Below are 26030 nucleotides of genomic sequence, written 5' to 3'. Positions count from 1 at the left end.
GTTGGCCGCGCGGCCGGCCGCGCGATAGCATTCGCGCCATGAAACCTTCGCAAGACATTTCCCGGCTGATCGAGATCATGGCAGCGCTGCGGGCGCCGAAATCAGGCTGCCCGTGGGACATCGAGCAGGACTTTTCGACCATCGCGCCCTACACGATCGAGGAAGCCTATGAGGTGGCCGATGCGATTGCGCGCGGCGATCTCGACGACCTGCGCGACGAGCTGGGCGACCTCCTGCTGCAGGTCGTCTACCATGCGCAAATGGCCGAGGAGACCGGTGAATTCGCTTTCGGCGACGTCGTCCAGGCCATCACCACAAAAATGATCCGCCGTCACCCGCACGTCTTCGGCGACGAACAGGCACGCAGCGCCGGCATGGCCAAGGGCATGTGGGAAAAGATCAAGGCGCAAGAGAAGGCGGAAAAGCGGAGTGCACGCCTCGCCCGCGGGCTCGATCCCGAAGACAACGGTAAGGGGTTTCTGGACAGCGTGCCGGTCGCCCTGCCCGCGCTGACCCGTGCGTTGAAACTTCAGGAGAAGGCAGCCCGCGTCGGCTTCGACTGGAGCGAGGCAGCACCGATCCTCGACAAGATCGAGGAAGAGATCAGCGAATTGCGCGAGGCGCTTGCCAAGGGTGACAGCGCACCGATCAAGGACGAGTTCGGCGACATGCTGTTTGCCATCGTCAATCTCGGCCGCCACCTCAAGCTCGATGCCGAAGCGGCACTCAGCGGCACCAATGAAAAGTTCCGGTCGCGGTTTCACTATGTCGAGCGGAAACTGGAAGCCTCCGGAAGCACACTCGAAAAGGCGAGATTGGACGAAATGGAAGCACTCTGGCAGCAAGCCAAGAGCGCGAAATAAAAGCTCTTACCCGTTGTTTTTACGGTGCAATCGGCTTTCGATCTCCTGCTTGGCGCTGTGCGTAGCCATGAGCGAAATGGTCGTGCTGCCATCCTCATTGTCGGCGCGCGAAACGATATCGCCATTGCGGTAAAGCCAATCGACGAGGCCGAATTGCGCCGGTTCTATCGTCACTGTCAGGGATTCCAGTTCACCCGACATCCGTGTCTCGATGATCGCCTTCAGCGCATCGATGCCCTCACCGGTAACTGCCGATATGGCGACCGGCGGCGCCTTTCTGCCGTCCGCGCCATCGGCGAGCAACCGCGCCCGGTTGCCTTCGTCGAGCCGGTCAATCTTGTTCCACACTTCAATGACGCGCTTGGTGTCACCGGCATCGACGCCGAGATCGGCGAGGATACGCTCGACATCCTCAGCCTGCGCCGAAGTGTCGGGATCGGAAATGTCGCGCAGGTGAATGACCAGATCGGCTTCGACCACTTCTTCGAGCGTTGCACGGAAGGCTGCAACCAGGTGCGTTGGCAGGTCCGAAATGAAGCCGACCGTGTCCGAAAGGATGATTGGTGTGCCGTGCGGCAGGCGCACGCGGCGCAGCGTCGGGTCGAGCGTGGCAAACAGCATGTCTTCCGCCAGCACCCCTGCGCCAGTCACTTTGTTGAACAGCGTCGACTTGCCGGCATTGGTATAGCCGACGATCGCCACCACTGGGAACGGCACCTTCTTGCGCTTGGCGCGGTGCAGGTCGCGCGTGCGACGCACGGTTTCCAGCTCATGCTTCAGCTTGATGATCTTGTCCTGCAGCACACGCCGATCCGACTCGATCTGCGTTTCGCCGGGACCACCGAGGAAGCCGGCGCCACCGCGCTGGCGCTCCAAGTGGGTCCAGCTGCGCACGAGGCGACCCTTCTGGTAGTTGAGATGGGCAAGCTCTACCTGCAGCGTGCCTTCCTTGGTCCGCGCGCGCTCGCCAAAGATCTCAAGGATCAGCCCGGTGCGGTCCAGCACCTTGGCATTCAGTTCCTTTTCGAGATTGCGCTGCTGCACCGGCGTCAGCGGATGGTCGACGATGACCACCTCCGCGTGCCCCTCTTTGACGATCTCGGCAAACTCCTCGACCTTGCCGCTGCCGAGCAAGGTTGCCGGGCGTGGATCGTTGACGGTCACCACCGCAGTGTGGATCAGATCAAGGTTGATGGCGCGCGCAAGGCCAACCGCTTCGTCATGGCGAGCCTCGGCCGAACGCATCAGCCGTGGACGGTTGGTCTCGTCGTCATTGCGCTGGTGGCGGGTAAGGACAGGCACAATGACAACGGCCCGGGTCGGGCCCTTGGCTTCCGTCCCGGGATGGTGGGTTGGTTTTCCGCGAACTGTAGCGTCCGCGTCTTTCTCACGTGCCAATCAGGCGCCCTGGCTTTCCTCACCATCGAACATCTGAACCGGCTGGCTCGGCATGATCGTGGAAATGGCGTGCTTGTAGACGAGCTGGGAATGGCCGTCACGCCGCAGCAGAACACAGAAATTGTCGAACGAAGTGACCACGCCGGTCAGCTTGACGCCGTTGATGAGGAAGATGGTGAGTGGGTTTTTGCTCTTGCGAACTGAATTCAGGAACAGGTCCTGAAGGTTTTGCGATCGTTCCGCCATTGTTCTTGTCTTTCGCCGATCCCCTTCGGATTGCACGCCAATGCGCCAAATTAACCAGCACATGTCAAGCGCGCAAACCCCCTCTTGCCGTCAGTAACGACAAGCAGAACGAGATATATTGAAGTTCATTCCACCTGTGCGGTTATCAGGCTGGACTTTTTTCCGCAATGTCAAAAAAGGCTTGGCGCAATGAAAGTGTAATGGAACCGGGATGGCCGTTGGCCACCGGCGCCCCATCGATTGCCACGACCGGCATGGCAATGGTCGTCGCCGAGCTGACGAAAGCCTCTCGCGCGGCCTTGGCCTCGGTGACCGAAAATCCGCGCTCCTCGATCTTCAGGCCGAGCTTGGCGGCCACCTCGAACAGCGTCGTGCGGGTGATGCCGCGCAGGATGCCGTGCTCGGCCGGCCGCGTCACCAGAACGCCATCCCCGGTGATGATCCAGGCGTTCGACGAGCCGCCTTCCTTGACGGTGCCGTCGGTATCGACGAACCAGGCTTCCTGGGCACCGGCTTCCTTGGCCTTCTGCTTGGCCAGCACGTTGGGCAGCAATCCGACGCTCTTGATGTCGACCCGATCCCAGCGATTCTCCGGCACGGTGATAACCTTGATCCCGGTCTCCGCCCGCTTCGCGGCGGCAGCCGGATCGGCCTTTTTGGCCGTAATCACCAGGGACGACAGGGTATCCGCCGGGAACACAAAGTCACGGCTGGCAACGCCGCGCGTCACCTGGACATAGACCAGGCCGTTGGTGACATGGTTGCGTCGCACCACCTCGCGCAGGAGAAGCGGCAAGACCCCCTTCGTGACCGGCCAGTCGATCGACAACTCGGTCAGCGACCGATTCAACCGGGCGAGATGGCGCGGCATGTCGACGATGAACCCGCGGGCCACCTCGCAGACCTCGTAGACGCCGTCGGCGAACTGATAGCCACGGTCCTCGATATGCACGGCAGCGTCGGCGTGAGCGACATAGCGCCCGTTCACATAGGCAATGCGCGGCATGAGAAGCCCTCGAGAAAAGTCCCGGCCTTCTTAGGCGATTCCGCCGCTGCCGTAACCGACAAATGCGTGGGCCACGGCCAGTCCGGTCGGTCAGACGCCTAACGACTTCAATTTGCGGTGAAGTGCCGAACGCTCCATGCCGATGAACTCGGCCGTCTTCGAGATGTTGCCGCCAAAACGGTTGATCTGGGCGATCAGATAGTCCTTCTCGAACTGTTCGCGCGCCTCGCGCAGCGGCAGCGCCATGATGTGCTGGTCCGACTGGTTTGGCGTACGCGGCATGACATCGCCGATCTCGGACGGCAAAAGGTCGGCGGTGATCGGCGCATCGATATCGTCGCCGCGCGCCAGGATCATCAGTCGCTCGACATTGTTGCGCAACTGGCGGACGTTGCCGGGCCAGTTGTGTGCCTGCAGCACCGCCAGCGCATCGTCGCCGATGCGACGTGGCCGGATACCGGCCTGACGCGCGATCTGCTTCATGAAATTGTCAACGAGATAGGGGATGTCCTCGCGCCGCTCGGCCAACCCCGGCACCATTACCGGAACCACCGCCAGGCGGTGATAGAGGTCCTCGCGGAAACGTCCATCGGCGATCATCGCTTCCAGGTTCTGCGAGGTCGATGAGATGATGCGGACATCGACCTTGACCCGCTTGGTGCCCCCTACCCGCTCGAATTGCTGTTCGACCAGCACGCGCAGGATCTTGTTCTGCGTCTCGCGCGGCATGTCGGCCACTTCGTCGATGTAGAGAATACCGCGATGCGCTTCTTCGAGCGCGCCGACCTTGCGTTCGGTGCCGTTGGATTCGGTGCCGAACAGCTCGATTTCCATGCGCTCGGGCGTGATGTTGGCGGCACTCAGCGTCACGAATGGTGCGCCTTTGCGCGCCGACAGTGTGTGGATGGCGCGCGCCGCCAGTTCCTTGCCCGAACCGGAAGGGCCGATGATCATGACGCGGCTGTTGGTCGGCGCGACGCGCTCGATGGTCTGGCGCAACTGGCTCATCGCCGACGACATGCCGATCAGGTCGAAGGTTTCGCCGCTGCGCAGCTTGAGATCCGAAACCTCGCGTTTCAGTTTCGAGGTTTCGAGCGCACGCTCGGCAATGAGGATCAGCCTGTCGGCCTTGAACGGCTTCTCGATGAAGTCATAGGCGCCGCGGCGAATGGCGGACACCGCCGTTTCGATGTTGCCGTGGCCGGAGATCATCACCACCGGCAGGGCCGGATGCATCGTCTTGATCTCGTCCAGCAACGCCAGGCCGTCAAGACGCGAGCCCTGCAGCCAGATGTCGAGGAAAATCAGCCTTGGCGCGCGGTCGGCGATCGCCGCCAGCGCACTGTCGGCATCGAATGCCGTGCGGGTTTCGTGGCCTTCGTCGCTCAGAATACCGGCGACAAGTTCACGGATGTCTTCCTCGTCATCGACGATGAGAATGTCAGACGCCATTACCGACCTTTTCAGTTTCTCTTTCGTGTTCCGTCTTGCCGTCGCCGCGCGACGGCGCGGTGGCAGAGGCGGCAGGCGGCAGGATGATGCTGATCATCGCGCCGCGGCCGTCGTGGAAATCCGGTGGCGCGTCATGCAGTTCGAGCCGTCCGCCATGGTCCTCTACGATCTTCTTGACGATAGCGAGGCCGAGCCCCGTGCCCTTCTCGCGTGTCGTCATATAGGGCTCGAGCAGCCGTTGGCGATTCTCGCGCGGCAAACCTTTGCCATTGTCGATGACATCGATTCTGATCGCACCATTCTGCCGTCCGGCTTGAATCCGGATTATGCCGTGCGGGCGGTCTTTTGCATCAAGTCCGTCAATGGCCTCGGCCGCGTTCTTGATGACGTTGCCGAAAGCCTGCGCCATCAGGCGGCTGTCGAACGTGCCCTTGAGCGGCTCGTTGCCGAAGACGCGTTCGAAAGCGATGTCGGCGCGGCTCACTTCGACCAGGAACGAAGCCTCGCGCAGCGATTCGCGCAGGTCGATGGCCTTCATCTCGGGCTTCGGCATGCGGGCGAAAGCGGAGAACTCGTCGACCATGCGACCGATGTCCTCCACCTGCCGGATGATGGTGTCGGTGCACTGATCGAAAATCTCGCGGTCCTCGGTGATGACCTTGCCGAAGCGGCGTTTGATGCGCTCGGCCGAAAGCTGGATCGGCGTCAGCGGGTTCTTGATCTCGTGGGCGATACGGCGCGCCACGTCCGCCCAAGCGGAAGAGCGCTGCGCCTGGACCAGGTCGGTGATGTCGTCGACTGTCACCACATAGGATTTTTCCTCGGAGCCGTCGTCGCCGGCCTCGATCGTGATCTGCACGTTGAACGTCCGCTCCGCACCGGCGCGGTAGAAGGTCACCTGCTCGCGGTAGACGGGCTTGCCTGACTTGCGGCCGATCTCGAACACGCGGCCTACATGCGGCAGCACGGCGGAAAGGTTCTGCCCGAGTGCTGCGGTGGCGGATATGGCCAGCATCGTTTCGGCCGACCGGTTGACGATGGTGACGATGCCGTAGGGATCGACACCGATGACGCCGGCGGTGACGCCGGCAAGCACCGCTTCCGAAAAACGCCGCCGCTCGTCGATCAGGTCCTTGGCCGACAGGATCTCGTTGCGCTGCGATTTCAGCTCCAGCAGCATCTTGTTGAACGTATCGCCGAGCGACGCGACATCGCCGTCGGAAGGCCGAACCGGTACGGCGACGTCGAGATTGCCGGTCGCGACCTCGTCGGCAGCACCAATAAGCTGGCGAATGGGCCGCACCAGCCGGTCGGCGACCGCGATGCCCGTCCAGATGGCGGACAGGATGATGATCAGCGTCAGCGACAAATAGGGAAGCGCGAAGGCCACCTGGGAGGTGCGGCGATTGTCTTCGAGACCCCGATATTCGTCGGTGTTGGATCTGACGATCTGCCTCGCCTTGATCACTTCGGGATCGACGAGGCGAATGGTGTAGAGGTAGAGCCCTTCGATCTCGCGGAGCTTGACGATGGCGCCCATGATGTTGCGCGTTTTCGGCTCGATCAGCACCGGCTTGCCATCGGCGGCACTGGCCACGGCGCCTTCCGGCGGCTCCGGCATGGCGAAATCCGTATCGGTCTTGGCGCTCATGACGAAAGAACCGTCCGGCTTGATCAGTGCTGCATGCGCCAGCGACCGGCCCACGGCTTCCTTGTTCATCAGATCGAGGAAACCGGTTCGATCGAGGCCGTAGAGCGTGCGTGACGCGTCGAGATCATAGGCCATCGACAGCGTCGTTCCCTGCAGATTGCGGGCGTTTTCCTGCACATAGGCATCCGCGATCGACAGTGATGAATTGACGATCGTCTTGGTGCGGATCTCGAACCAGCGGTCGAGGCCGATATCGAGCGTGATCGATGCGATGATGGCCACCATGATCGCGGGAATGGCGGCGACCAGCGCAAACATCGCCACGATGCGCACATGCAGCCGCGACGCCGCCTTGCCGTGCCGGCGCGCCATCAGAATGCGATGCACTTCGCGGCTGACCAGTGCGATCAGGAACAGAACGAACGCAGCGTTGAGCGCGATGAGCGCCAGCGTCGTCTGCTCGTTGGGTATGATCGGTGTGGCGCCGACAAGAATCGCGAAGGAGATCGCCGCCGTAACCAGCGCCCCGGCAATGGCGACCACACCAGGCAGCGCAAGCAGCCGGCGCCCGTCCCTTGGGCCAGGTTTGCTGAAAAGCGGTTCGTTCAGTGTCGGAGCCTGCGAAGCCATGTTGCCGTCTGGAGCCAATGATTGCGTCGGATGTATGCAATGCATTGTGGCGATTATGCAACAAGTGTGGCCGAGACGGAAATCTTTCGGCGATTGGTCCCCGGAAAAGGGCGCGTGTACACCCTTTTCACCAGATTTATGGGTTCACGACCGTGACGACTTGTAGACGTTGACGCCGAGTTCGCGAATCTTCTTGCGCAGCGTGTTGCGGTTCAAACCCAGCAGTTCCGCGGCTTTGATCTGGTTGCCGCGCGTCGCCGTCATCGAGGCCAGAACCAGCGGATATTCGACCTCGGACAAAATACGCTGATAGAGACCGGCCGGCGGCAGTTCGCCGGCAAACGAGGTGAAATAGCGCTGCAGGAAGTGCTCCACGGCCTGGCCGATGGACAGATCGTCCGGAATGAGGTTGCCGCCGCCCGGAACGACCGGCCTCTCGCCTGTCTTGAGCTCGGCTTCGATGATCTCGGGAGAAATCTCGTCCTGGGAGTAGAGTGCGGCGAGCCTGCGGATAAGATTTTCGAGTTCGCGCACATTGCCCGGCCAGGGGTAGCGCTTCATCAGTTCGATGCCGCCGGTGGAGATGCGCTTGGTCTGCAGGCCTTCACTGGCGCCAAGCTTGAAGAAGTGCCGGACGAGATCCGGAATGTCCTCGGATCGCTCGCGCAGCCCCGGCAGCCTGAGCGGCACAACATTCAGGCGATAGAAAAGATCCTCGCGGAAAAGCCCTTGGTTGATCAGCGTGCGCAGGTCCTTGTTGGTGGCAGCCACAATGCGCACATCCGTCTTGATCGGCGTGCGCCCGCCAACCGTGGTGTATTCGCCCTGCTGCAGGACGCGCAGCAGCCGCGTCTGCGCTTCCATCGGCATGTCGCCGATCTCGTCGAGGAACAGCGTACCGCCTTCGGCCTGCTCGAAACGGCCAGTGGAGCGGTTCTGCGCGCCGGTGAAGGCCCCCTTCTCGTGCCCGAACAGTTCCGATTCGATCAGATCGCGCGGGATCGCCGCCATGTTGATCGCCACGAAGGGGCCGCCACGGCGACGGCCGTATTCGTGCAACGCACGTGCCACCAGTTCCTTGCCAGTACCCGACTCGCCGCTGATCATCACCGTCAGGTCGGTCTGCATCATGCGCGCCAGCATGCGGTAGATGTCCTGCATGGCGGCCGAGCGGCCGACCAGCGGCATCGTCTCCGGCTGCTCGGCCGGCCCTGCGTCGATCTTCGGCCGTCTCGGCTCGGAGAGCGCCCGGTTGACGATGTTGAGAAGCTCGGTCAGGTCGAACGGCTTGGGCAAATACTCGTAGGCGCCGGTTTCGGAGGCGCGAATCGCGGTCATGAAGGTGTTCTGGGCGCTCATGACGATGACCGGCAATTCCGGCCGTGCCTTCTTGATCCGCGGCAGCATGTCGAACGCATTCTCGTCCGGCATGACCACGTCGGTGATCACCAGATCACCCTCGCCCGCCGCCACCCAGCGCCACAGCGTCGAGGCATTGGAGGTCACCCGCACCTCGTGGCCGACACGCGAAAGCGCCTGGTTGAGAACGGTGCGGATGGCCGCATCGTCATCGGCGACGAGAATATTGCCGCGAACCGTCATTTGCGGTCTCCTTCGCCATCGTCATCAGCTGCGTCGAACGGTGTTTCTTTCCAGGCCGGCATCAGGATGCGGAAGGTGGTTCCGCGCGGCATCGATTCGCATTCGATGATGCCGCCATGCTCGCCGACGATTTTCGCAACCAGTGCCAGACCGAGTCCCGAGCCATTGGGCTTGGTGGTGATGAAGGGGTCGAACAGGATCGGCAGGATGTCTTCGGACACACCCGAACCGTTGTCGCGCACGCAGAATTCCAGCGGTAGCGAGACACGGTCCTGCGTTCCCGGAACGGAAACACGGATGCCCGGCCTGAACGCGGTCGACAGGATGATCTCGCCTTGTGGGTCGCCGCCAATCGCCTCGGCGGCATTCTTGACCAAATTCAGAAACACCTGGATGAGTTGGTCGCGATTGGCAAAGACCGGAGGCAACGATGGATCATAATCCTCCAATATCTTGATCCGCTTGGCAAAACCGTTCTTGGCGATCGCCTTCACATGATCGAGCACGACATGGATGTTGACCGGGTAGCGGTCGATCGGCCGCTCGTCGGAAAACACCTCCATGCGATCGACCAGCGAGACGATGCGGTCGGTCTCGTCGGTGATGAGCCGGGTCAGCGCCCGATCCTCGTCGGAAGCCGACAGTTCGAGCAACTGGGCAGCCCCGCGTATGCCGGACAGCGGGTTCTTGATCTCATGCGCCAGCATGGCGGCAAGGCCGGTGACCGAGCGCGCCGCACCACGATGTGTCATCTGCCGGTCGATCTTGTCGGCCATCGACCGTTCCTGGAACATCACCACGACAGAGCCCGGAAATTCCGGCACCGGCGCGACATAGAGGTCGACGACCTTCTCGATGCCAAGCCGCGGCGAGGACACATCCACCCGGTATTCGTTGACCGGCGCCCGGCGCTCGCGCACCTGATCGACAAGCGTCAGTAGCGGACTGCCGAACGGAATGAGCTTGGACAGCGTATTGCGGGCGAGCATGGTCGCGCTCGAGCGAAAAAAGTCCTCGGCATCGGCATTGGCATAGGTGATGAACCCGTCCGTATCGACCATGATCACCGGGCGGCGGATGGTGTTGAGCACGATATGGGCGGCTTCCGCCTTGTCTGTGCTCTGTGTGACGTTGGCGTTCATGCCGCGCTCCGTAGGTTTGCTTCGGCAGCGCTTGAAAACACCTCGCGCAGCACCGCAATGACACGTGCCGGCTCGAATGAGGTGAGAATGGCCTTGCGCCGATCATCGGCGACGCCGGTAGCGTGACGGTCGAGATACCAGCCAAGATGCTTGCGCGCCTGGCGCAGCCCGCTTTCGACGCCATAGAGCGCCAGCATGTCCTCGTAGTGGGAGATGACGTAGTCGGCCAGGGCTTGCGGGCTTGCGGGCACGCCGGATGCTGCTTCCCCTGCTGCCGTCGCCGCGATGCTGCCTGCCGTCCACGGCGCGCCATAATGCGCGCGGCCGATCATCACCGCATCGGCGCCCGACTGGTCGAGGATATCGGTTGCCTCTGCCGGCGAGCCGACATCGCCATTGGCAACGACCGGGATCGACACGGCGTCCTTGATGCGGGCGATGGCGCGCCAGTCGGCCTTGCCCTGGTAGAACTGGCAGCGCGTGCGGCCATGCACCGTCACCATCCTGACGCCGGCCTGCTCGGCGCGGCGCGCCAGCATCGGCGCGTTGAGCGCGCTCTCGTCCCAGCCGAGTCGCATCTTGACCGTGACCGGCACCGCGACGGCGCCGACCACCGCCTCGATCAGCGACAGCGCGTGATCGAGATCGCGCATCAGCGCCGAGCCGGCATAGCCGCCCGTCACCTTCTTGGCCGGGCAGCCCATGTTGATGTCGATGATGTCGGCACCCTCGCCCGCAGCGATTCTTGCGCCCTCGGCCATATGCGCCGCCTCGCGGCCGGCAAGCTGAACCATATGGACCGGCAATCCGGAGTGACGGATGCGCAAGTCGCAGCCGGCCCTGCCCTTGGCAAGTTCGCCGCTCGCCACCATCTCGGACACGACCAGTCCAGCGCCATGCGCATAGGCGCGCTGCCGGAAGGGCTCGTCGGTTATCCCCGACATCGGCGCGAGAAAGACGCGATTGCGAATTCTCACGCCGCCCACGTCCAGCGGAGAAGCCAATTTGGTCAAATCAGGCATGCACAAAAACCAAGCATGTTCAATTGCTGCACATTCTCTAGCCAGAATGGCAGCAATGTGCAACGCGGAATGACGCCACATTAAGGCGCATTTGGGAAAATGCTGGCCTTCGACGATTGCCCCGACTAAGCGTCTCGACATGACAGATGCAAGCGAAAAGCAGGCTTCGAGGGACGACAGGGTTGGCGTGGTCATCGTCGCCGCCGGCCGCGGCGCGCGCGCGGGACAGGCCGATGGACCGAAACAGTACCAAAGCATCGGCGGCCGCGCCGTCATTGCGCGCACGCTGGACATGTTTCTGGCGCATCCGAGAACCGGCCCAGTCGTTGTCGCCATCCACGCGGACGACCGCGAGCTTTTCCGGCGGGCGGCAGGCGCGAATGCCGACCGAGTCATCGCCGTGATCGGCGGCGCGTCGAGGCAGGCCTCGGTTAGGCTCGGCCTGCTGGCATTGAGGGAACATGCGCCGAGCCGGGTTCTCGTCCATGACGCCGTGCGCCCGTTCGTCGACGCCGGATTGATAGAGCGCACGATCGAAGCCATAGCCGAGCGTCAGGGAGCGCTGCCAGCTCTGCCCGTCGCCGACACGCTGAAGCGAGAGTCGACCGCCGGCATGATCGAAGAGACGGTCTCCAGGAACGGGCTTCATGCCGCCCAGACGCCGCAGGGCTTTCCATTCTGGCCGATCCTGGCCGCGCACGAAAAAGCCCATCATCTGGGCAAGACGGATTTCACCGACGACGCCGCGATCGCCGAATGGGCGCATATTCCGGTGAAAATCGTTCAGGGATCACCGGACAATGTCAAACTGACCTGGGCAAGGGATATCGCGATGGCGGATCAGCGGCTTTCCGGCGAGCAGCCGCGTTTTCCCGACATCCGCACCGGCAATGGCTACGACGTCCATGCTTTCGAGCCTGGCGACCACGTCACTTTATGTGGCGTCTCGATTCCGCACGGCAAGAAACTGTCCGGCCATTCCGATGCCGATGTCGGTCTCCATGCCTTGACCGACGCATTGCTCGCCACCTGCGGCGCCGGCGACATCGGCACGCATTTCCCGCCCTCCGATCCGCAATGGAAGGGCGCGGCCTCGCGGATCTTCGTCGAGCACGCGGCCAGGCTGGTGCGCGAGCGCGGCGGCCGCATCGCCAACGCCGATATCACGCTGATCTGCGAGGCGCCCCGCGTCGGGCCGCATCGCGAGGCGATGACCGAAACCCTTTCGGCAATGCTTGGAATTTCCCGCGACCGCATCTCGATCAAGGCGACAACCAACGAGAAACTCGGCTTTGTCGGTCGCGAGGAAGGCATAGCAGCGATCGCCACCGCCAGCGTCGTGTTTCCGGGCGAAGTCCCCGCATGAGCAACGCCGAGCTCGCAAACGCCATGCTCCTGGCATGCCAGCAACGCGGTATCATGCTGGCAACGGCCGAAAGCTGTACCGGTGGTATGATCATCGCCGCGCTCACCGACATCGCCGGCTCATCCGCCGTCGTCGATCGCGGTTTCATCACCTATTCCAACGAGGCCAAGATGGAGATGCTCGGCGTATCCGCCGCCACACTCGACGCGCATGGTGCCGTCTCGCGCGAAACGGTGCTGGAGATGGCGGCCGGCGCGCTGGCACACTCGCGCGCGAGCCTCTCTCTAGCCGTTACCGGCATTGCCGGTCCAGGCGGCGGGTCGGCCGACAAGCCGGTCGGTCTTGTCTGGTTCGGCCTTGCCCTGGCCGGCCAGCCGGTTGTCGCCGAGCGCCAGCTGTTTGGTCACAAGGGTCGCGAATTCATCCGCCACGAAACGGTGAGGCATGCGCTGCAACTCGGTCTGCGCGCACTCGGCGACCCTCACGAGACCGGTGTCGTTCCGTAGATGATGTCGGCGCGTTTCTCGAAAGCCTCGGCAAACATGCGGAAGGCGCGGTCGAACATGGTTCCCATCACCGCGCCCAGGATGCGGCTCTTGAACTCGTAGTCGATGAAGAAGCGGACGGTACAGCCGCCATCGGCCGGCTCGAAGCGCCAGACATTGCTCAGATATTTGAACGGGCCGTCGATGTATTTGACGTCGATGGCGTTCTCGTCAGGCTTCAAAAGCACCTGCGTGGTAAAGGTCTCACGGATCGCCTTGTAGCCGACGCTCATATCGGCGACGAGCATGGTGCGTCCATCACGCTCCTTGCGCGAGCGAACCGTCAGCGCCTCGCAAAGCGGCAGGAATTGCGGATAGGTCTCGACATCCGCGACCAGCGCGAACATCTGCTCCGGCGTGTGGGAAACCCGGCGATTGGCTTCAAATTTCGGCATGAAAACAGGGCGTTAGGATGATTTCTTGAGCAGAGCTTCACGCGCCGCACGCAACCTGGCGAAATCGTCGCCGGCGTGATGCGACGAGCGCGTCAGCGGGCTCGACGCCACCAGCAAAAAACCCTTGGTCCGGCCGATCGTCTCGAAGGATTTGAACTCCTCCGGCGTGATGAAGCGGATCACCGGATGATGCTTCTTCGACGGCTGCAGATACTGGCCGATGGTCATGAAGTCGACATTGGCCGAGCGCAGATCGTCCATCAACTGCAGGATCTCGTTCCGCTCTTCGCCAAGCCCGACCATGATGCCGGATTTGGTGAAGATCGACGGATCGAGCTCCTTCACCCGCTGCAGCAGCCGGATCGAGTGGAAATAGCGCGCGCCCGGCCGAACCGTCAGGTAGTTCGATGGCACAGTCTCCAGATTGTGGTTGAAGACGTCCGGCTTGGCCGCCACCACGATCTCCAACGCGCCTTCCTTGCGCAGGAAGTCGGGCGTCAGGATTTCGATGGTGGTCAAAGGCGTTGCCGCCCGGATCGCACGGATAACCTCAGCGAAATGCTGCGCGCCGCCATCGGCAAGATCGTCGCGGTCGACGGAGGTGATGACGACATGGGTCAGGCCCATCTGCCTGACAGCGTGCGCGACACGCGCCGGCTCGTCGGCATCAAGCGCCGTCGGGATGCCGGTGGCGACGTTGCAGAAGGCGCAGGCGCGCGTGCAGATCTCGCCCATGATCATGAACGTGGCGTGCTTCTTCTCCCAGCACTCGCCGATATTCGGGCAACCGGCCTCCTCGCACACCGTCACCAGCTTGTGCGACTTCACGATCTCGCGCGTTTCGGCGTAGCCCTTCGACATCGGCGCCTTGACGCGGATCCAGTCAGGCTTGCGCAGCACCTCCTGATCGGGCTTGTGCGCCTTTTCAGGGTGCCGCAGGCGCGGCGCGTTGGCGATCGTGTCGAGGACGGTGACCATCTTAAACCCGGTTCATTCGCGATCGCCTTTCCGGCATTCGCTTTTCACAAGTCATCTAGGACTTTTCGCTGCAAAGAAAAAGGCCGTTGCAGCGCATGCCGCAACAGCCTTTTTCGCATAGCAGGAGTTGATACGGATTAACGGCGCACCATGCGTGCGACCGCGATCAGCAGGCAGGCACCGATAAAGCCGGTGATCAGATAGGCGATCCAGCCGACGCCGAAGACACCGATGTTGAGTGCCTGCAGGATGGCATTCAGCACGATCGCACCGACAATGCCGAGAACGATGTTCATCAAGATGCCGGTGTTGCTCTTCATGAACATCTCGGCGAACCAGCCTGCCAGCCCTCCGATGATGATGGCTGCGATCCAGCCCACGCCATTCACGTCCATATGCCCACTCCTCTGGTGACGGGTGAAAATGCATTCGGAAACGAATTACCTTGCCGTTGAGTTCCCTAGGCTCCTGCGTGTGAGTCTCAGGCGGCCAATTTATCATGCGTTCAGCGCGCGGCCATAGGCGTCGAGCACGCTTTCCTTCATCATCTCGGACAGGGTCGGGTGCGGGAAGATCGTGTGCATCAGCTCTTCTTCTGTCGTTTCCAGGTTCATCGCCACCACAAACCCCTGGATCAGCTCGGTCACTTCGGCGCCGACCATATGCGCGCCAAGCAGCTGCCCGGTCTTCTTGTCGAAGATGGTTTTGATAAAACCCTGGTCCTCGCCCAACGCGATCGCCTTGCCGTTGGCGCCGAACTGAAAGCGGCCGACACGGATGTCCTTGCCATCGGCCTTCGCCTTGGCTTCGGTCAACCCGACCGAGGCGACCTGCGGGTTGCAGTAGGTGCAGCCCGGGATCTTCAGCTTGTCGGTGGCGTGAACGCCCGGCAAATTGGCGATCTTTTCGACGCACACCACACCCTCATGCTCGGCCTTGTGGGCGAGCATCGGGGGTCCGGCAACATCGCCGATCGCATAGATGCCCGGCACATTGGTCTTGCCGTAACCATCGACGACGACGCAGCCACGCTCGGTCTTGACGCCGAGCGTTTCCAGCCCGAGGTTCTCGATATTGCCCTGCACGCCGACCGCCGAGATCATCCGGTCGGCGGTGATCTTCTCAACCTTGCCGTCCTTCATCTCGATATGCGCGGTCACCGAGTTGGCGCCCTTCTCGACCTTGGTCACCTTGGCTTCGAGAACGATCTTCATGCCTTGCTTCTCGAACTGCTTTTGCGCGAACTTCGAGACCTCGGCGTCCTCGACCGGCATCACCGCCGGCAGCAGTTCGACCACCGTCACCTCCGCACCCATGGTGCGGTAGAACGAAGCGAATTCGATGCCGATGGCGCCAGAGCCCATCACCAGCAGCGATTTCGGCATCTCCTTTGGCACCATCGCCTCGAAATAGGTCCAGATCAGTTTGCCATCCGGCTCGATACCGGGCAGCGCCCGCGGCCTGGCGCCAGTGGCGAGAATAATGTGCTTGGCGCTGTAGGTGCCCTCGCCCTTGACGCCTTTCGGCACCGGCGGCTGCGGCTCCATCGGCTTCTTGGCCGTCTTGGAGACGACGATCTCTCCTGGCTTGGAGAGCTTGGCTTCGCCCCAGATCACGTCGACCTTGTTCTTCTTCATCAGGAAGGCGACGCCGCCGTTCAGCCGCAACGAGACTTTTCGCGAACGGTCGACCACGGCGGCGGTGTCGACACTGACCTTGCCGTCGATCTTCAGCCCATAGTCCTTCAGATGATCCGAATAGTGCATGATCTCGGCCGAGCGCAGCAGCGCCTTGGTCGGGATGCAGCCCCAGTTGAGACAGATGCCGCCGAGATGTTCGCGTTCGACGATCGCCGTCTTGAAGCCGAGCTGGGCGGAACGCACCGCCGTGACATAGCCGCCGGGACCGGAGCCGACAATGATGACGTCGTAGGATTCAGCCACGGGTTTTCTCCCTGATTCTCTAAAGTTCCAGCATCACGCGCACGAGCGGCAACAGCGCCTGACCAATCTTTCGTGTGTTTTCCGCGTCGAGATGGACACCGTCGAGCGGCGTGGTCATCGCCACCGTGCCGGCATCGAAGAAGCCGCAGCCGGCCTCGTCGGCAAGAGCCGAATATTGCGGCGCCAGCCGCTTTGACGCTTCATCGCCGCCGGCAAACATTTCCTTGAACTCGGCATTGTCCGTCCGGCTGACCGCAGGTGGCGCGACGATGAGGATCTGCGGCGCGGCCCAGTCGAACGGGTAGTCGTGGCCCCGCACGATGTCGATCAGGCGCTGGATGCCCTGCTTGGCGGCGACCGGATTGCCGTGGATCCACGGCTTCATGTCGTTGGCGCCAAGCAAGATGATGATCAGGTCGATCGGCGCATGTGTCATAAGGATCGTCGGCAACAGCCTTGCGCCGTTGCGGTCGGCACTGGCCAGATGATCGTCGAAGGCCGTGGTGCGGCCGTTCAGGCCTTCGGCAATGACTTCCACGCCACCGCCCAGCGCCGCTTGCAGCACGCTCGGCCAGCGATCCTCCAGCGGGTGGCGGCCGAGGCTCGCCGCATCATAACCCCAGGTCAGCGAATCGCCGTAGCAGAGGATCGTCTTCATGCACCCGCCTCTGCCTTGTTCAGCCCGCGCCTCACGCGCCATCCTACGAACAGCCACTGCACCAGCACCGTGGCGATGCCGGGCAAAGCCAAGCCGGCGACGACGGGAAGATCGCCCGACCACTGGGCTTTGGCCGGAGGCTGCGAGAAGGTCCACGCAATCAGGCCGATCCCGACCAGCACGAAGAACGCAACTCCAACAAGCGCCGCCAAGTTTATCGCTCTTTGCGGGTCCGACACAAACTGCGCGATGAAAAACACGACCGTCGCTACCAGAGTGACGAGAGCCGACACCATGAAGACAAGGATGAATTCCATGTCGGCGTTGGTGGCGATTGCGAGCCACTGCGCGACCAGCCCACCGGCCAAACCGGAAAGGATGAAGGCGAAAAGGCTGGTGAAGAATTTCCGCACCGCCTTCGCCTTTCCTAGACCAGCATACCCATCGGGTTTTCGACCAGCCGCTTGAAGGCGACGAGCAGTTCGGCGCCGAGCGCACCATCGACGGCACGGTGATCGGTCGACAGTGTCACCGACATCACGGTGGCGACCTTGATCTCGCCGTTCTTGACCACCGCACGCTGCTCGCCCGCACCCACCGCTAGGATCGTCGCATGCGGCGGGTTGATGACGGCGGCAAAATCCTTGATGCCGAACATGCCGAGGTTGGACACCGCCGTGGTGCCGCCCTGATACTCTTCCGGCTTCAGCTTGCGGCTGCGCGCGCGGCTGGCAAGGTCCTTCATCTCGTTGGAAATGACCGACAGCGTCTTTTCGTCGGCATGGCGGATGATCGGCGTGATCAGTCCGCCTGGGATCGACACGGCAACGCCGACATCGGCATGCTTGTGCTTGACCATGGCGCTGTCGGTCCAGGAGGCGTTGGCATCCGGCACCGCCATCAGTGCCATCGCCATCGCCTTGATGACCATGTCGTTGACCGACAGCTTATAGGCCGGCGCCTCGCCCTTTTCGGTCTTCTTCACCGGGGCCGCGGCATTGAGCTGCGTGCGCAGCGCCAGCAGCGTATCGAGCTCGCAGTCGAGCGTCAGGTAGAAATGCGGAATGGTGGTCTTGGCCTCGATCAGCCGCCGCGCAATGGTCTTGCGCATGTTGTCGTGCGGGACGAGCTCGTAGGAGCCTTCGGCGAACAGCTTCAGCACCTGCTCGTCCGACATCGCCTTGGGTGCAGGTGCCGCAGCAGCCGGAGCGCCCGCGGGAGCCGCTTTCGTGGCCGGTGCAGCCTTGGCGCCACCACCGGCGATCGCCGCCTCTACATCGGCCTTGACGACGCGGCCGTGGGGGCCGGAGCCTTTCATCGCCGAGACATCGACACCAGCATCCTTGGCGATGCGACGGGCCAGTGGCGAGGCGAAGGTGCGCTCGCCGCTTGCATGACCGTTGGCGGCCGGAGCCGCTTCTGCCTTGGGCGCTGGTGCAGCTGCAGGCTCCGATTTCGCCACTTCAGCCTTTGCTGCTTCGGCCTTGGGAGCTTCAGCCTTCGGAGCCTCGGCCTTTGCCGGCGCTGCACTACCGCCGCTTTTGGCGACAGCCCCTGTATCCTCGCCCTCAGCCGCCAGCACGGCGATCAGCGCATTGACCTTGACGCCTTCGGTGCCGGCCGGAACAACCAGCTTGGCGACGGTGCCTTCGTCAACGGCCTCGACTTCCATCGTTGCCTTGTCGGTCTCGATCTCGGCGATCACATCGCCCGGCGAAACCTTGTCGCCCTCCTTGACGAGCCATTTGGAGAGATTGCCCTCCTCCATCGTGGGCGACAGGGCCGGCATGGTGATGTTGATCGGCATCTTTTTCTCCTCCCGCCCGGCTCAGCGATACGTGACGGCTTTGACCGCTTCGACGACCTCGCCGATATTGGGCAGCGCCAGTTTTTCGAGGTTCGCCGCATAGGGCATCGGTACGTCCTTGCCGGCAATGGTGATGACCGGGGCGTCAAGGAAATCGAAGGCGCGCTGCGACACCTGGTTGGCGATATGGTCGCCGACCGAGCTCTGCGGATAGCCTTCTTCAACCACCACCAGACGGTTGGTTTTTTTCACCGAGGCGATGACCGTGTCGAGGTCGAGCGGGCGGATGGTCCTGAGGTCGATGATCTCGACATCGATGCCCATGCCGCGCAACTCGGCTTCCGCCTTGATCGCGTAGGTCATGCCGATGCCGAAGGAGACGATGGTGACATCCTTCCCCGTCTTGTGGACACGCGCCTTGCCTATCGGCAGCACGAAATCGCCCATCTTCGGCACGTCGAAGGACTGGCCGTAGAGGATTTCGTTCTCGAGGAAGATGACCGGGTTCGGGTCGCGGATCGCCGCCTTGAGCAGTCCTTTGGCGTCGGCAGCCGTATACGGCATCACCACTTTCAGGCCGGGGATATGGCTGTACCAGGCGGCGTAGCACTGCGAATGCTGGGCCGCGACGCGGGCGGCCGCACCGTTTGGTCCACGGAAGACGATCGGCGCGCCCATCTGGCCGCCGGACATATAGAGCGTCTTGGCGGCGGAGTTGATGATCTGGTCGATCGCCTGCATGGCGAAGTTGAAGGTCATGAACTCGACGATCGGCTTCAGGCCGGCCATCGCCGCACCAACGCCGACGCCGGCAAAACCATGCTCGGTGATCGGCGTGTCGACGACGCGCCGTGGTCCGAATTCCTGCAGCAGGCCTTGCGTGATCTTGTAGGCGCCCTGGTACTCGGCGACTTCCTCGCCCATGACGAACACGTCGCCGTCGCGGCGCATTTCCTCGGCCATCGCGTCGCGCAAGGCTTCGCGCACCGTGGTCGAAACCATCTCGGTGCCAGCAGGGATATCGGGATCAGCGGCGATTTCGGCCCTCGGAGCCGCCGCCACGGGCGCCGCAACCTCGCTCTTGACCGCAGCAGGCGCTGGCGCGGCGGTCTCAGCCTTGGCGGGCTCTTCGCCGATGCCTTCGCCAGCCTTGTCGATGTCTTCGCCCTCAACCGCGAGCACGGCGATCACCGCGTTGACCTTGACACCTTCGGTGCCGGCGGGAACCACGATCTTGGCGAGCGTGCCTTCGTCGACGGCTTCGACTTCCATCGTCGCCTTGTCGGTTTCGATCTCGGCGATCACATCACCGGCAACAACCTTGTCGCCTTCATTCTTCAACCACTTGGAAAGATTGCCCTCTTCCATGGTCGGCGAGAGAGCGGGCATGAGAATTTCGATCGGCATGTCCTTGCCCTCCCGTTACAATACGATGTCGGTCCAGAGTTCGGACGGATCCGGCTCTGCGTCGTTCTGGGCAAATTCGGCGGCGTCGGCGACGATGTCGCGGACCTCCTTGTCGATGGTCTTGAGTTCGTCCTCGCTCGCCCACTTCTTTGCGATCAGGCGTGCCTTGACCTGCTCGATCGGGTCGTGGTCGGAGCGCATCTTCTGCACTTCTTCCTTCGAGCGGTACTTTGCCGGATCGGACATCGAATGGCCGCGGTAGCGGTAGGTCTGCATTTCAAGGATCAGCGGCCCGTTGCCGGCGCGGCACCATTCAGTAGCGACATCGCCCGCGGCCTTGACCGCGCGCACGTCCATGCCGTCGACCTGGATGCCGGGAATCTTGAACGAGGCGCCACGGTGCGAAAAGTCGGTCTCGGCCGACGAGCGCGAAACCGAAGTGCCCATGGCGTAGCGGTTGTTCTCGATGATGTAGATCACCGGCAGCTTCCACAGCGAGGCCATGTTGAAGCTTTCATAGACCTGGCCCTGGTTGGCGGCGCCATCGCCGAAATAGGTCAGCGACACATTGTTGTTGTCGCGGTAGCGGTTGGCGAAGGCCAGCCCGGTGCCGAGCGACACTTGCGCGCCGACGATGCCGTGGCCGCCGTAAAAATGCTTCTCCTTGGAGAACATGTGCATGGAGCCGCCCTTGCCCCGTGACAAGCCGCCGCGACGCCCGGTCAACTCGGCCATGACGCCGCGCGGCGACAGCTCCATCGCCAGCATGTGGCCATGGTCGCGATAGGCGGTGATCATCTGGTCGCCGTCGATCAGCGCCATCTTCATGCCGGTGACGACCGCTTCCTGGCCGATATAGAGGTGGCAGAAGCCGCCGATGAAGCCCATGCCGTAGAGCTGGCCGGCCTTTTCCTCGAAGCGGCGGATGAGCAACATGTGCCGGTAGGCGGCAAGCTCCTCGTCCTTGGTGAAATCAGCGGGCTTGGGGGCGGAAAGCCCGGACGTTTTTGTGGATTTGGCAGGCGCTTTTCTGGCGGCGGTGGCCATGCATCACTCCCTGTTGGCGTCTCTTTGCGGACACTGGAGCAAGATGAAATCTGCTCCGGGGGAGATCAGTTCTCCCCACCGATTTGAAGGAGGCTAACACGCGAGAAAGCGTTGCGCCATGCTGAAAAATGCATGGCTGTCATGCGTCTAAGCGATTAAAATCGTTAGAAATATCAACGATTAACTCGAATCGGGTTATTTCGCTGCAGCCGGCAACATGATGGTGATTTCGTCGGCCTGGGACAGATTGAGCGCCTTGCGCGCCTGCTCGTCGAGCATATCCTTCTCCAGCGTGCCCTCATGCATTAGCTGGACGCGTCGCTCCAGATCGACCCGGCGGGCCTTGATGGCATCGAGCTTGCCCTGCAGGTCGACGGACTGCGCTTCCAGCTGATATTTGGAATAGATGCCGAACTCGCCGTGATAGGCGTGGAAACCGAAATAGGCCAGAAACGCCACGCAGAGCGAGGGAATGATCAGCCGGCCGGTGTTTCTCTGCTTGTGCTGGCGTGTCCACATGATCCCAATCCTCTACCCTCCCTTTCTCGCCCGATTGTGCTTAATGGACGGTTACGGACGACGGGATTTGGTAGGGGCTGAAACGAAAAAGGGCGGGATTGTTCCCGCCCTCGTCATGCCTGATATTTTTTGGGATCAGCTTTTTACAACCGACTTGCCGGCATAGAGCGCCTGCTTGCCGAGCTCTTCCTCGATGCGGATGAGCTGGTTGTACTTGGCCATGCGGTCGGAGCGCGACAGCGACCCGGTCTTGATCTGCCCGCAATTGGTGGCGACGGCGAGATCGGCGATGGTCGAATCCTCGGTTTCGCCCGAGCGGTGCGACATCACCGCCGTGTAGCCGGCCTTGTGTGCTGTCTCGACGGCATCGAGCGTTTCGGTCAGCGAGCCGATCTGGTTGACCTTGACCAGGATCGAATTGGCGACGCCCATGCGGATGCCGTCGCGCAACCGCGCCGTGTTGGTGACGAACAGATCGTCGCCGACCAGCTGGGTCTTCTTGCCGATCAGGTCGGTGAGGTACTTCCAGCCCTCCCAGTCGTCCTCGGCCAGCCCGTCCTCGATCGAAATGATCGGATAGTCGGCGGCGAGCTTGGCCAGGTACTTGGCCTGCGCCTTCGGATCGCGGGTCTTCTTCTCGCCTTCGTAGACGTAGTTGCCGTCCTTGAAGAACTCGGTCGCCGCGCAGTCGAGGCCGAGCGCAACCTCCTCGCCCGGCTTGAAGCCGGCCTGCGCGATCGATTCCATGATGAAATCGAGTGCCGCGGGCGCGCTTTTCAGATTGGGAGCAAAGCCGCCTTCGTCGCCGACATTGGTGTTGTGGCCGGCTTCCTTCAGCTTCTTGCGCAGCGTATGGAAGATTTCCGAGCCCCAGCGCACACCCTCGCGCAGCGTCGGCGCGCCGATCGGCATGATCATGAATTCCTGAAAATCGATCGGGTTGTCGGCATGCGCGCCGCCGTTGATGATGTTCATCATCGGCACGGGAAGCACATGCGCCTTGGTGCCGCCGACATAGCGGTAGAGCGGCAAGCCGGCGGCTTCCGCCGCAGCCTTTGCCACAGCCAGCGAGACGCCGAGGATGGCGTTGGCGCCGAGCCGGCTCTTGTTGGGCGTGCCGTCGAGCTCGATCATGGTCTGGTCGATATGGATCTGGTTTTCGGCTTCCATGCCGCCGATGGCCTCGAACAGCTCGCCGTTGACGGCCTCGACGGCCCCGAGAACCCCCTTGCCGAGGTAGCGGGCGCCGCCATCGCGCAGTTCGACCGCCTCATGGGCACCGGTCGAGGCGCCGGAGGGCACTGCCGCGCGGCCCATCGAGCCGTCTTCTAGCACGACGTCGACCTCGACGGTCGGATTGCCACGGCTGTCCAGGATTTCACGCCCGACAATGTCGATGATGGCGGTCATTGCGATGTCCCCGATTGATCTGACGAAGCGTTCGCGCCCCTCTTAGCCAAAGCGCTGCAAAAGGCAATCGGGCCGCTCGCAAATAGTGCCGCTGCCTCGATTCACGAAGCGCAAATTTCTGTCATCATAAGTCATGCACGGCAAACTTGTTTCTGGTCTATGATTCTCCCGCGCGGGGCGAAACCGGAGGAGTTTCGCCATGTCCCAGTTAAGCGGTATCGTGAGTTTGTTCCTGATTGCGGCGGCGTTCCTGACGTCGTGCGACAATCAGCAGCCTCAGCAGGGCGCAACGCAATTGTCGACCCTTCACACAGCGGAGTAGATCTCCCGCATATGAAAAGGCCCCCGGTTCTCGGGGGCCTTTTTGATTCCGGCTGGGGTTGGGCCAGCCGGTCAATGCCAGTAAGGATCGACCTTGTAATAGTCGTAGGATGCGTCGCGTGCCGTCTCGCCGTCTGCGCCCGCCAGCTCATTGATCGAATAGGCGGGAGCTGCCTGCAGCTGCTCCTTGGAGAACGGCACGACATAGCCGGCCTTGTCCTCGTCATAGTCGAGACTCGCCCATGGAATGGCGTGATATTTTTCGCCAATGCCAAGGAACCCGCCAAAACCGATCACCGCGAACATGATGCCGTTCGAGGTCTTGTCGAGCATAATGTCCTGGATGGCGCCGATGCTCTTGCCTTCGGTGTTGTAGACGGATGTGCCGATGACCCGCGAAGCGGCAATGGCTTCGGTGTGTCCTGTCTGGGTTGTCATGGTGTGCTCCTCTTTGTCGTTGACACTATGCATTGACAATGAGGGGCGCGAACGAAGGTTCCAGACTTTCTGCAACGCCGATCGTCTACTCTGCGAGGATGAAAGTGACCTTCATGTTGACGCGGTAGGCGGCGATCTTGCCGTCCTCGACGACGATCTTCTGGTCCTGGATCCAGGCGCCTTCGACGTTCTTCAGGGTCTTTGCAGAACGCGCAATTCCCTTCTCGATGGCGTCCTGAAAGCTTTTCTTGGATGACGATGTGATCTCGGTGACGCGGGCGACAGACATGGCTTCCTCCTGCCAAGACGCTTAGTTGCGAGGACAAGCGTACAGCCGGCTTTTGCCGACCACAAGCCAGGCAGCCCGGCAGCCATCGTCACGCTTCATGGGCGGCAATGGCCAAAAGGCGCAATCCGCGGCAGGCCAGCACGACGACCGAGGCGGCCCTAGTGACCCTTCGCCACCCGGTCGAATGCCATCAGCCTTTCCAGAAGTGCTGGCATGTCTTTCAACGGCACCATGTTCGGGCCATCGGAAGAGGTTGAGTTGTCCGGATCCTGATGTGTCTCGATGAAAACGCCGGCGACACCGACAGCAACCGCTGCCCGCGCCAGCGTCTCGACGAAACGGCGCTCACCGCCAGAGGAGCCGCCCTGCCCGCCAGGCTGCTGAACGGAATGCGTGGCGTCGAAGATCACCGGCGCGCCGATCTCTGCCATGATCGGCAAGGCGCGCATATCTGAAACCAGCGTGTTGTAGCCGAAAGATGCGCCACGCTCGGTGACCAGCACATTGGCGTTGCCGGAATCCGTGATCTTGGCGACGACGTTCTTCATGTCCCAGGGAGCGAGGAACTGGCCCTTTTTCACATTGATCACCTTGCCCGTTTTCGCAGCGGCGACGAGCATATCGGTCTGGCGCGAAAGGAAGGCCGGTATCTGCAAAATATCGACGTGCGGTGCAACGATCGTGCACTGCTCCTCGGTGTGGACATCGGTCAGTACGGGGAGTGAAAACGCCTTGCGCAAATCGTCGAACACCGGCAGTGCGGCATCAAGCCCAGCCCCGCGAGTGGCCGACAGCGAAGTGCGGTTGGCCTTGTCGTAGCTGGTCTTGTAAACGAGCCCGATGCCGAGCTTGCCCGTCAGTTCCTTCAGCGCGCCTGCCATGTCGAAGGCGTGCTGGCGCGATTCCAGCTGGCACGGGCCGGCAATGAGCGTCAAAGGCGCGGCGTTGCCGAAGACGACATTGCCGACGGTTACGGACGAATTGGGTTTGCTCATCTTGTCTCCCGGAAAATGAAACCTGTGCCCTGTCCGGGCGCCGGCTGCACGACAATATCATTGCCGCGTATGTCGTGTTCGATGGAACCGGCTGCAAGCAGCTTTGCAACGACGCCGGCGCTGCGGGCTGAAAAGACCACCCCAGCAAAGAGTAGTTTTGACGGCGCGCCGGCGGGAATACCGAAGCGCGCTGCAAAGTCTGCCGGGTCGAGCACGGTCAAGGTTGCATTCGGCAAGTCAAACGCTGTGCCGCTTCCCTCCTCGGTGTTCGCCGCGATCGAAATCAATCGGCGTTGGTCGGCAGGGGCCGCGCTGACGGCCACCACTTCGACGATGCCGGTTGCGCCATTGGCATGGGCTTGCAAAGCGGTGCGGTCGATATCAGGCGCATTGATCCGCTCGCAGGCGAACAGGAATGCATCCGTTGCCCCGCTATCGGAAGCGAAAGCCAGTTTGAACGATGCCGTATCGCTCTTTCCCATCGCATCGGTGAAGGCACGCGAAAAGCTCAGCACGTCGCCCGCCGAAAGGCCGGCTTGGACGTAGCGCCTGTGGTCGGCGTCGGCATTGCCTGTACCCAGAACCACCGCGGAAAACCCCTCATTGCCGCGTGTCTCGCGATAGACGCGATCGCGCGCGACAAAGACATTGCCCTCGGCGATCGCATCAGTTGCAGTTTCCTCGTTCCCGACCGCCAGCGGTTCGAGATAGGTGCCGTCAGCGAGGAAGACGCAGCAGTTTTCCGTGCCGAAGGGATGGACGCCGGTCGGCGCCACGACAAAGCCCAGCGAGGTCAGCCGCGCCCGCGCCACATCGAGGCTCGCGGTCGGCAGCACCAGATGGTCAAGCGGATGAGCCGGCATTGTCTTGGTCATGCCGGCGCGGTTTGCATCATTCCGG

At 62.2% G+C, this 26030-nt stretch carries 26 protein-coding genes; 3 read left to right on the top strand and 23 right to left on the bottom strand.

Annotated features, from left to right (window positions below):
• Nucleotides 1-38: 38 nt before the first annotated feature.
• Complete coding sequence (gene mazG, locus LHFGNBLO_RS23320) at nt 39-863, top strand: nucleoside triphosphate pyrophosphohydrolase (protein WP_258601669.1); 825 nt, start codon at nt 39-41, stop codon at nt 861-863.
• Nucleotides 864-869: 6 nt separating this feature from the next.
• On the opposite strand, the gene hflX is transcribed toward mazG, so the two are convergent.
• The 8 genes from hflX to dusB all read right to left on the bottom strand — a co-directional run bounded on the left by hflX (nt 870) and on the right by dusB (nt 11012).
• A complete protein-coding gene (gene hflX / locus LHFGNBLO_RS23315) occupies nt 870-2261 on the bottom strand; it encodes a GTPase HflX (protein WP_258601668.1) in 1392 nt (463 codons plus the stop codon).
• On the bottom strand, nt 2262-2507 hold the full coding sequence (hfq, locus tag LHFGNBLO_RS23310) for an RNA chaperone Hfq (RefSeq protein WP_006202172.1): 246 nt from the start codon (nt 2505-2507) through the stop codon (nt 2262-2264).
• A 145-nt stretch (nt 2508-2652) separates the two neighbouring features.
• Nucleotides 2653-3513 carry a D-amino-acid transaminase gene (locus LHFGNBLO_RS23305; protein WP_258601667.1) on the bottom strand — a complete coding sequence of 287 codons (861 nt, stop codon included), beginning with the start codon at nt 3511-3513 and terminating at the stop codon, nt 2653-2655.
• 90 nt (nt 3514-3603) lie between these two features.
• A complete protein-coding gene (locus LHFGNBLO_RS23300; protein ID WP_258601666.1) occupies nt 3604-4965 on the bottom strand; it encodes a sigma-54-dependent transcriptional regulator in 1362 nt (453 codons plus the stop codon).
• Nucleotides 4955-7246, bottom strand: a complete 2292-nt coding sequence (locus LHFGNBLO_RS23295) for a sensor histidine kinase NtrY-like (protein ID WP_258601665.1) — start codon at nt 7244-7246, stop codon at nt 4955-4957. The genes LHFGNBLO_RS23300 and LHFGNBLO_RS23295 overlap by 11 nt, the downstream gene beginning before the upstream one ends.
• Before the next feature lie 144 nt (nt 7247-7390).
• Nucleotides 7391-8848 (bottom strand): nitrogen regulation protein NR(I), encoded by a 1458-nt coding sequence (ntrC, locus tag LHFGNBLO_RS23290; protein WP_258601664.1) that lies wholly within the window; start codon nt 8846-8848, stop codon nt 7391-7393.
• Complete coding sequence (locus LHFGNBLO_RS23285) at nt 8845-9990, bottom strand: two-component system sensor histidine kinase NtrB (protein WP_258601663.1); 1146 nt, start codon at nt 9988-9990, stop codon at nt 8845-8847. The genes ntrC and LHFGNBLO_RS23285 overlap by 4 nt, the downstream gene beginning before the upstream one ends.
• Nucleotides 9987-11012 carry a tRNA dihydrouridine synthase DusB gene (gene dusB / locus LHFGNBLO_RS23280; RefSeq protein WP_258601662.1) on the bottom strand — a complete coding sequence of 342 codons (1026 nt, stop codon included), beginning with the start codon at nt 11010-11012 and terminating at the stop codon, nt 9987-9989. The genes LHFGNBLO_RS23285 and dusB overlap by 4 nt, the downstream gene beginning before the upstream one ends.
• A 139-nt stretch (nt 11013-11151) precedes the next feature.
• On the opposite strand from dusB, the gene LHFGNBLO_RS23275 reads away from it, so the two are divergent.
• Nucleotides 11152-12378: a bifunctional 2-C-methyl-D-erythritol 4-phosphate cytidylyltransferase/2-C-methyl-D-erythritol 2,4-cyclodiphosphate synthase gene (locus LHFGNBLO_RS23275; RefSeq protein ID WP_258601661.1), complete on the top strand. Its 1227-nt coding sequence runs from the start codon at nt 11152-11154 to the stop codon at nt 12376-12378.
• Nucleotides 12375-12884, top strand: coding sequence for a CinA family protein (locus LHFGNBLO_RS23270; RefSeq protein WP_258601660.1), 510 nt, complete (start codon nt 12375-12377; stop codon nt 12882-12884). Before LHFGNBLO_RS23275 ends, LHFGNBLO_RS23270 begins: the two co-directional genes overlap by 4 nt.
• Here LHFGNBLO_RS23270 and LHFGNBLO_RS23265 read toward each other — a convergent pair.
• The 15 genes from LHFGNBLO_RS23265 to LHFGNBLO_RS23195 all read right to left on the bottom strand — a co-directional run bounded on the left by LHFGNBLO_RS23265 (nt 12860) and on the right by LHFGNBLO_RS23195 (nt 26005).
• A complete protein-coding gene (locus tag LHFGNBLO_RS23265) occupies nt 12860-13318 on the bottom strand; it encodes a type II toxin-antitoxin system RatA family toxin (protein ID WP_258601659.1) in 459 nt (152 codons plus the stop codon). The genes LHFGNBLO_RS23270 and LHFGNBLO_RS23265 overlap by 25 nt on opposite strands.
• Before the next feature lie 12 nt (nt 13319-13330).
• Nucleotides 13331-14296, bottom strand: a complete 966-nt coding sequence (lipA, locus tag LHFGNBLO_RS23260) for a lipoyl synthase (RefSeq protein ID WP_258601658.1) — start codon at nt 14294-14296, stop codon at nt 13331-13333.
• A 137-nt stretch (nt 14297-14433) separates the two neighbouring features.
• Entirely contained in the window at nt 14434-14691 is a 258-nt protein-coding gene (locus LHFGNBLO_RS23255; protein ID WP_258601657.1) for a GlsB/YeaQ/YmgE family stress response membrane protein, read from the bottom strand.
• Nucleotides 14692-14793: 102 nt separating this feature from the next.
• Entirely contained in the window at nt 14794-16239 is a 1446-nt protein-coding gene (gene lpdA / locus LHFGNBLO_RS23250) for a dihydrolipoyl dehydrogenase (RefSeq protein ID WP_258601656.1), read from the bottom strand.
• Nucleotides 16240-16258: 19 nt separating this feature from the next.
• A complete protein-coding gene (locus tag LHFGNBLO_RS23245; RefSeq protein ID WP_258601655.1) occupies nt 16259-16897 on the bottom strand; it encodes an SGNH/GDSL hydrolase family protein in 639 nt (212 codons plus the stop codon).
• A complete protein-coding gene (locus tag LHFGNBLO_RS23240) occupies nt 16894-17310 on the bottom strand; it encodes a hypothetical protein (RefSeq protein WP_258601654.1) in 417 nt (138 codons plus the stop codon). Before LHFGNBLO_RS23240 ends, LHFGNBLO_RS23245 begins: the two co-directional genes overlap by 4 nt.
• Before the next feature lie 14 nt (nt 17311-17324).
• The gene (locus LHFGNBLO_RS23235; RefSeq protein ID WP_258601653.1) at nt 17325-18704 is read right to left on the bottom strand and encodes a pyruvate dehydrogenase complex dihydrolipoamide acetyltransferase; all 1380 of its coding nucleotides are present in this window, start codon (nt 18702-18704) and stop codon (nt 17325-17327) included.
• 21 nt (nt 18705-18725) lie between these two features.
• Nucleotides 18726-20111: a pyruvate dehydrogenase complex E1 component subunit beta gene (locus LHFGNBLO_RS23230; protein WP_258601652.1), complete on the bottom strand. Its 1386-nt coding sequence runs from the start codon at nt 20109-20111 to the stop codon at nt 18726-18728.
• Nucleotides 20112-20126: 15 nt separating this feature from the next.
• A complete protein-coding gene (pdhA, locus tag LHFGNBLO_RS23225) occupies nt 20127-21158 on the bottom strand; it encodes a pyruvate dehydrogenase (acetyl-transferring) E1 component subunit alpha (RefSeq protein WP_258601651.1) in 1032 nt (343 codons plus the stop codon).
• A 195-nt stretch (nt 21159-21353) separates the two neighbouring features.
• The gene (locus LHFGNBLO_RS23220) at nt 21354-21677 is read right to left on the bottom strand and encodes an FtsB family cell division protein (protein WP_258601650.1); all 324 of its coding nucleotides are present in this window, start codon (nt 21675-21677) and stop codon (nt 21354-21356) included.
• A gap of 135 nt (nt 21678-21812) precedes the next feature.
• Nucleotides 21813-23087, bottom strand: coding sequence for a phosphopyruvate hydratase (gene eno / locus LHFGNBLO_RS23215; RefSeq protein ID WP_258601649.1), 1275 nt, complete (start codon nt 23085-23087; stop codon nt 21813-21815).
• Nucleotides 23088-23480: 393 nt separating this feature from the next.
• Complete coding sequence (locus LHFGNBLO_RS23210) at nt 23481-23846, bottom strand: PRC-barrel domain-containing protein (protein WP_258601648.1); 366 nt, start codon at nt 23844-23846, stop codon at nt 23481-23483.
• A gap of 85 nt (nt 23847-23931) precedes the next feature.
• Nucleotides 23932-24135: a dodecin family protein gene (locus tag LHFGNBLO_RS23205; protein WP_258601647.1), complete on the bottom strand. Its 204-nt coding sequence runs from the start codon at nt 24133-24135 to the stop codon at nt 23932-23934.
• A 158-nt stretch (nt 24136-24293) separates the two neighbouring features.
• A complete protein-coding gene (kdsA, locus tag LHFGNBLO_RS23200; RefSeq protein WP_258601646.1) occupies nt 24294-25130 on the bottom strand; it encodes a 3-deoxy-8-phosphooctulonate synthase in 837 nt (278 codons plus the stop codon).
• The gene (locus LHFGNBLO_RS23195; protein WP_258601645.1) at nt 25127-26005 is read right to left on the bottom strand and encodes a VOC family protein; all 879 of its coding nucleotides are present in this window, start codon (nt 26003-26005) and stop codon (nt 25127-25129) included. The genes kdsA and LHFGNBLO_RS23195 overlap by 4 nt, the downstream gene beginning before the upstream one ends.
• Nucleotides 26006-26030 lie beyond the last annotated feature (25 nt).

This window comes from Mesorhizobium sp. AR10 (genome assembly GCF_024746795.1).
GTDB lineage: Bacteria > Pseudomonadota > Alphaproteobacteria > Rhizobiales > Rhizobiaceae > Mesorhizobium.
This window is presented reverse-complemented; position numbering and strand designations above follow the sequence as displayed.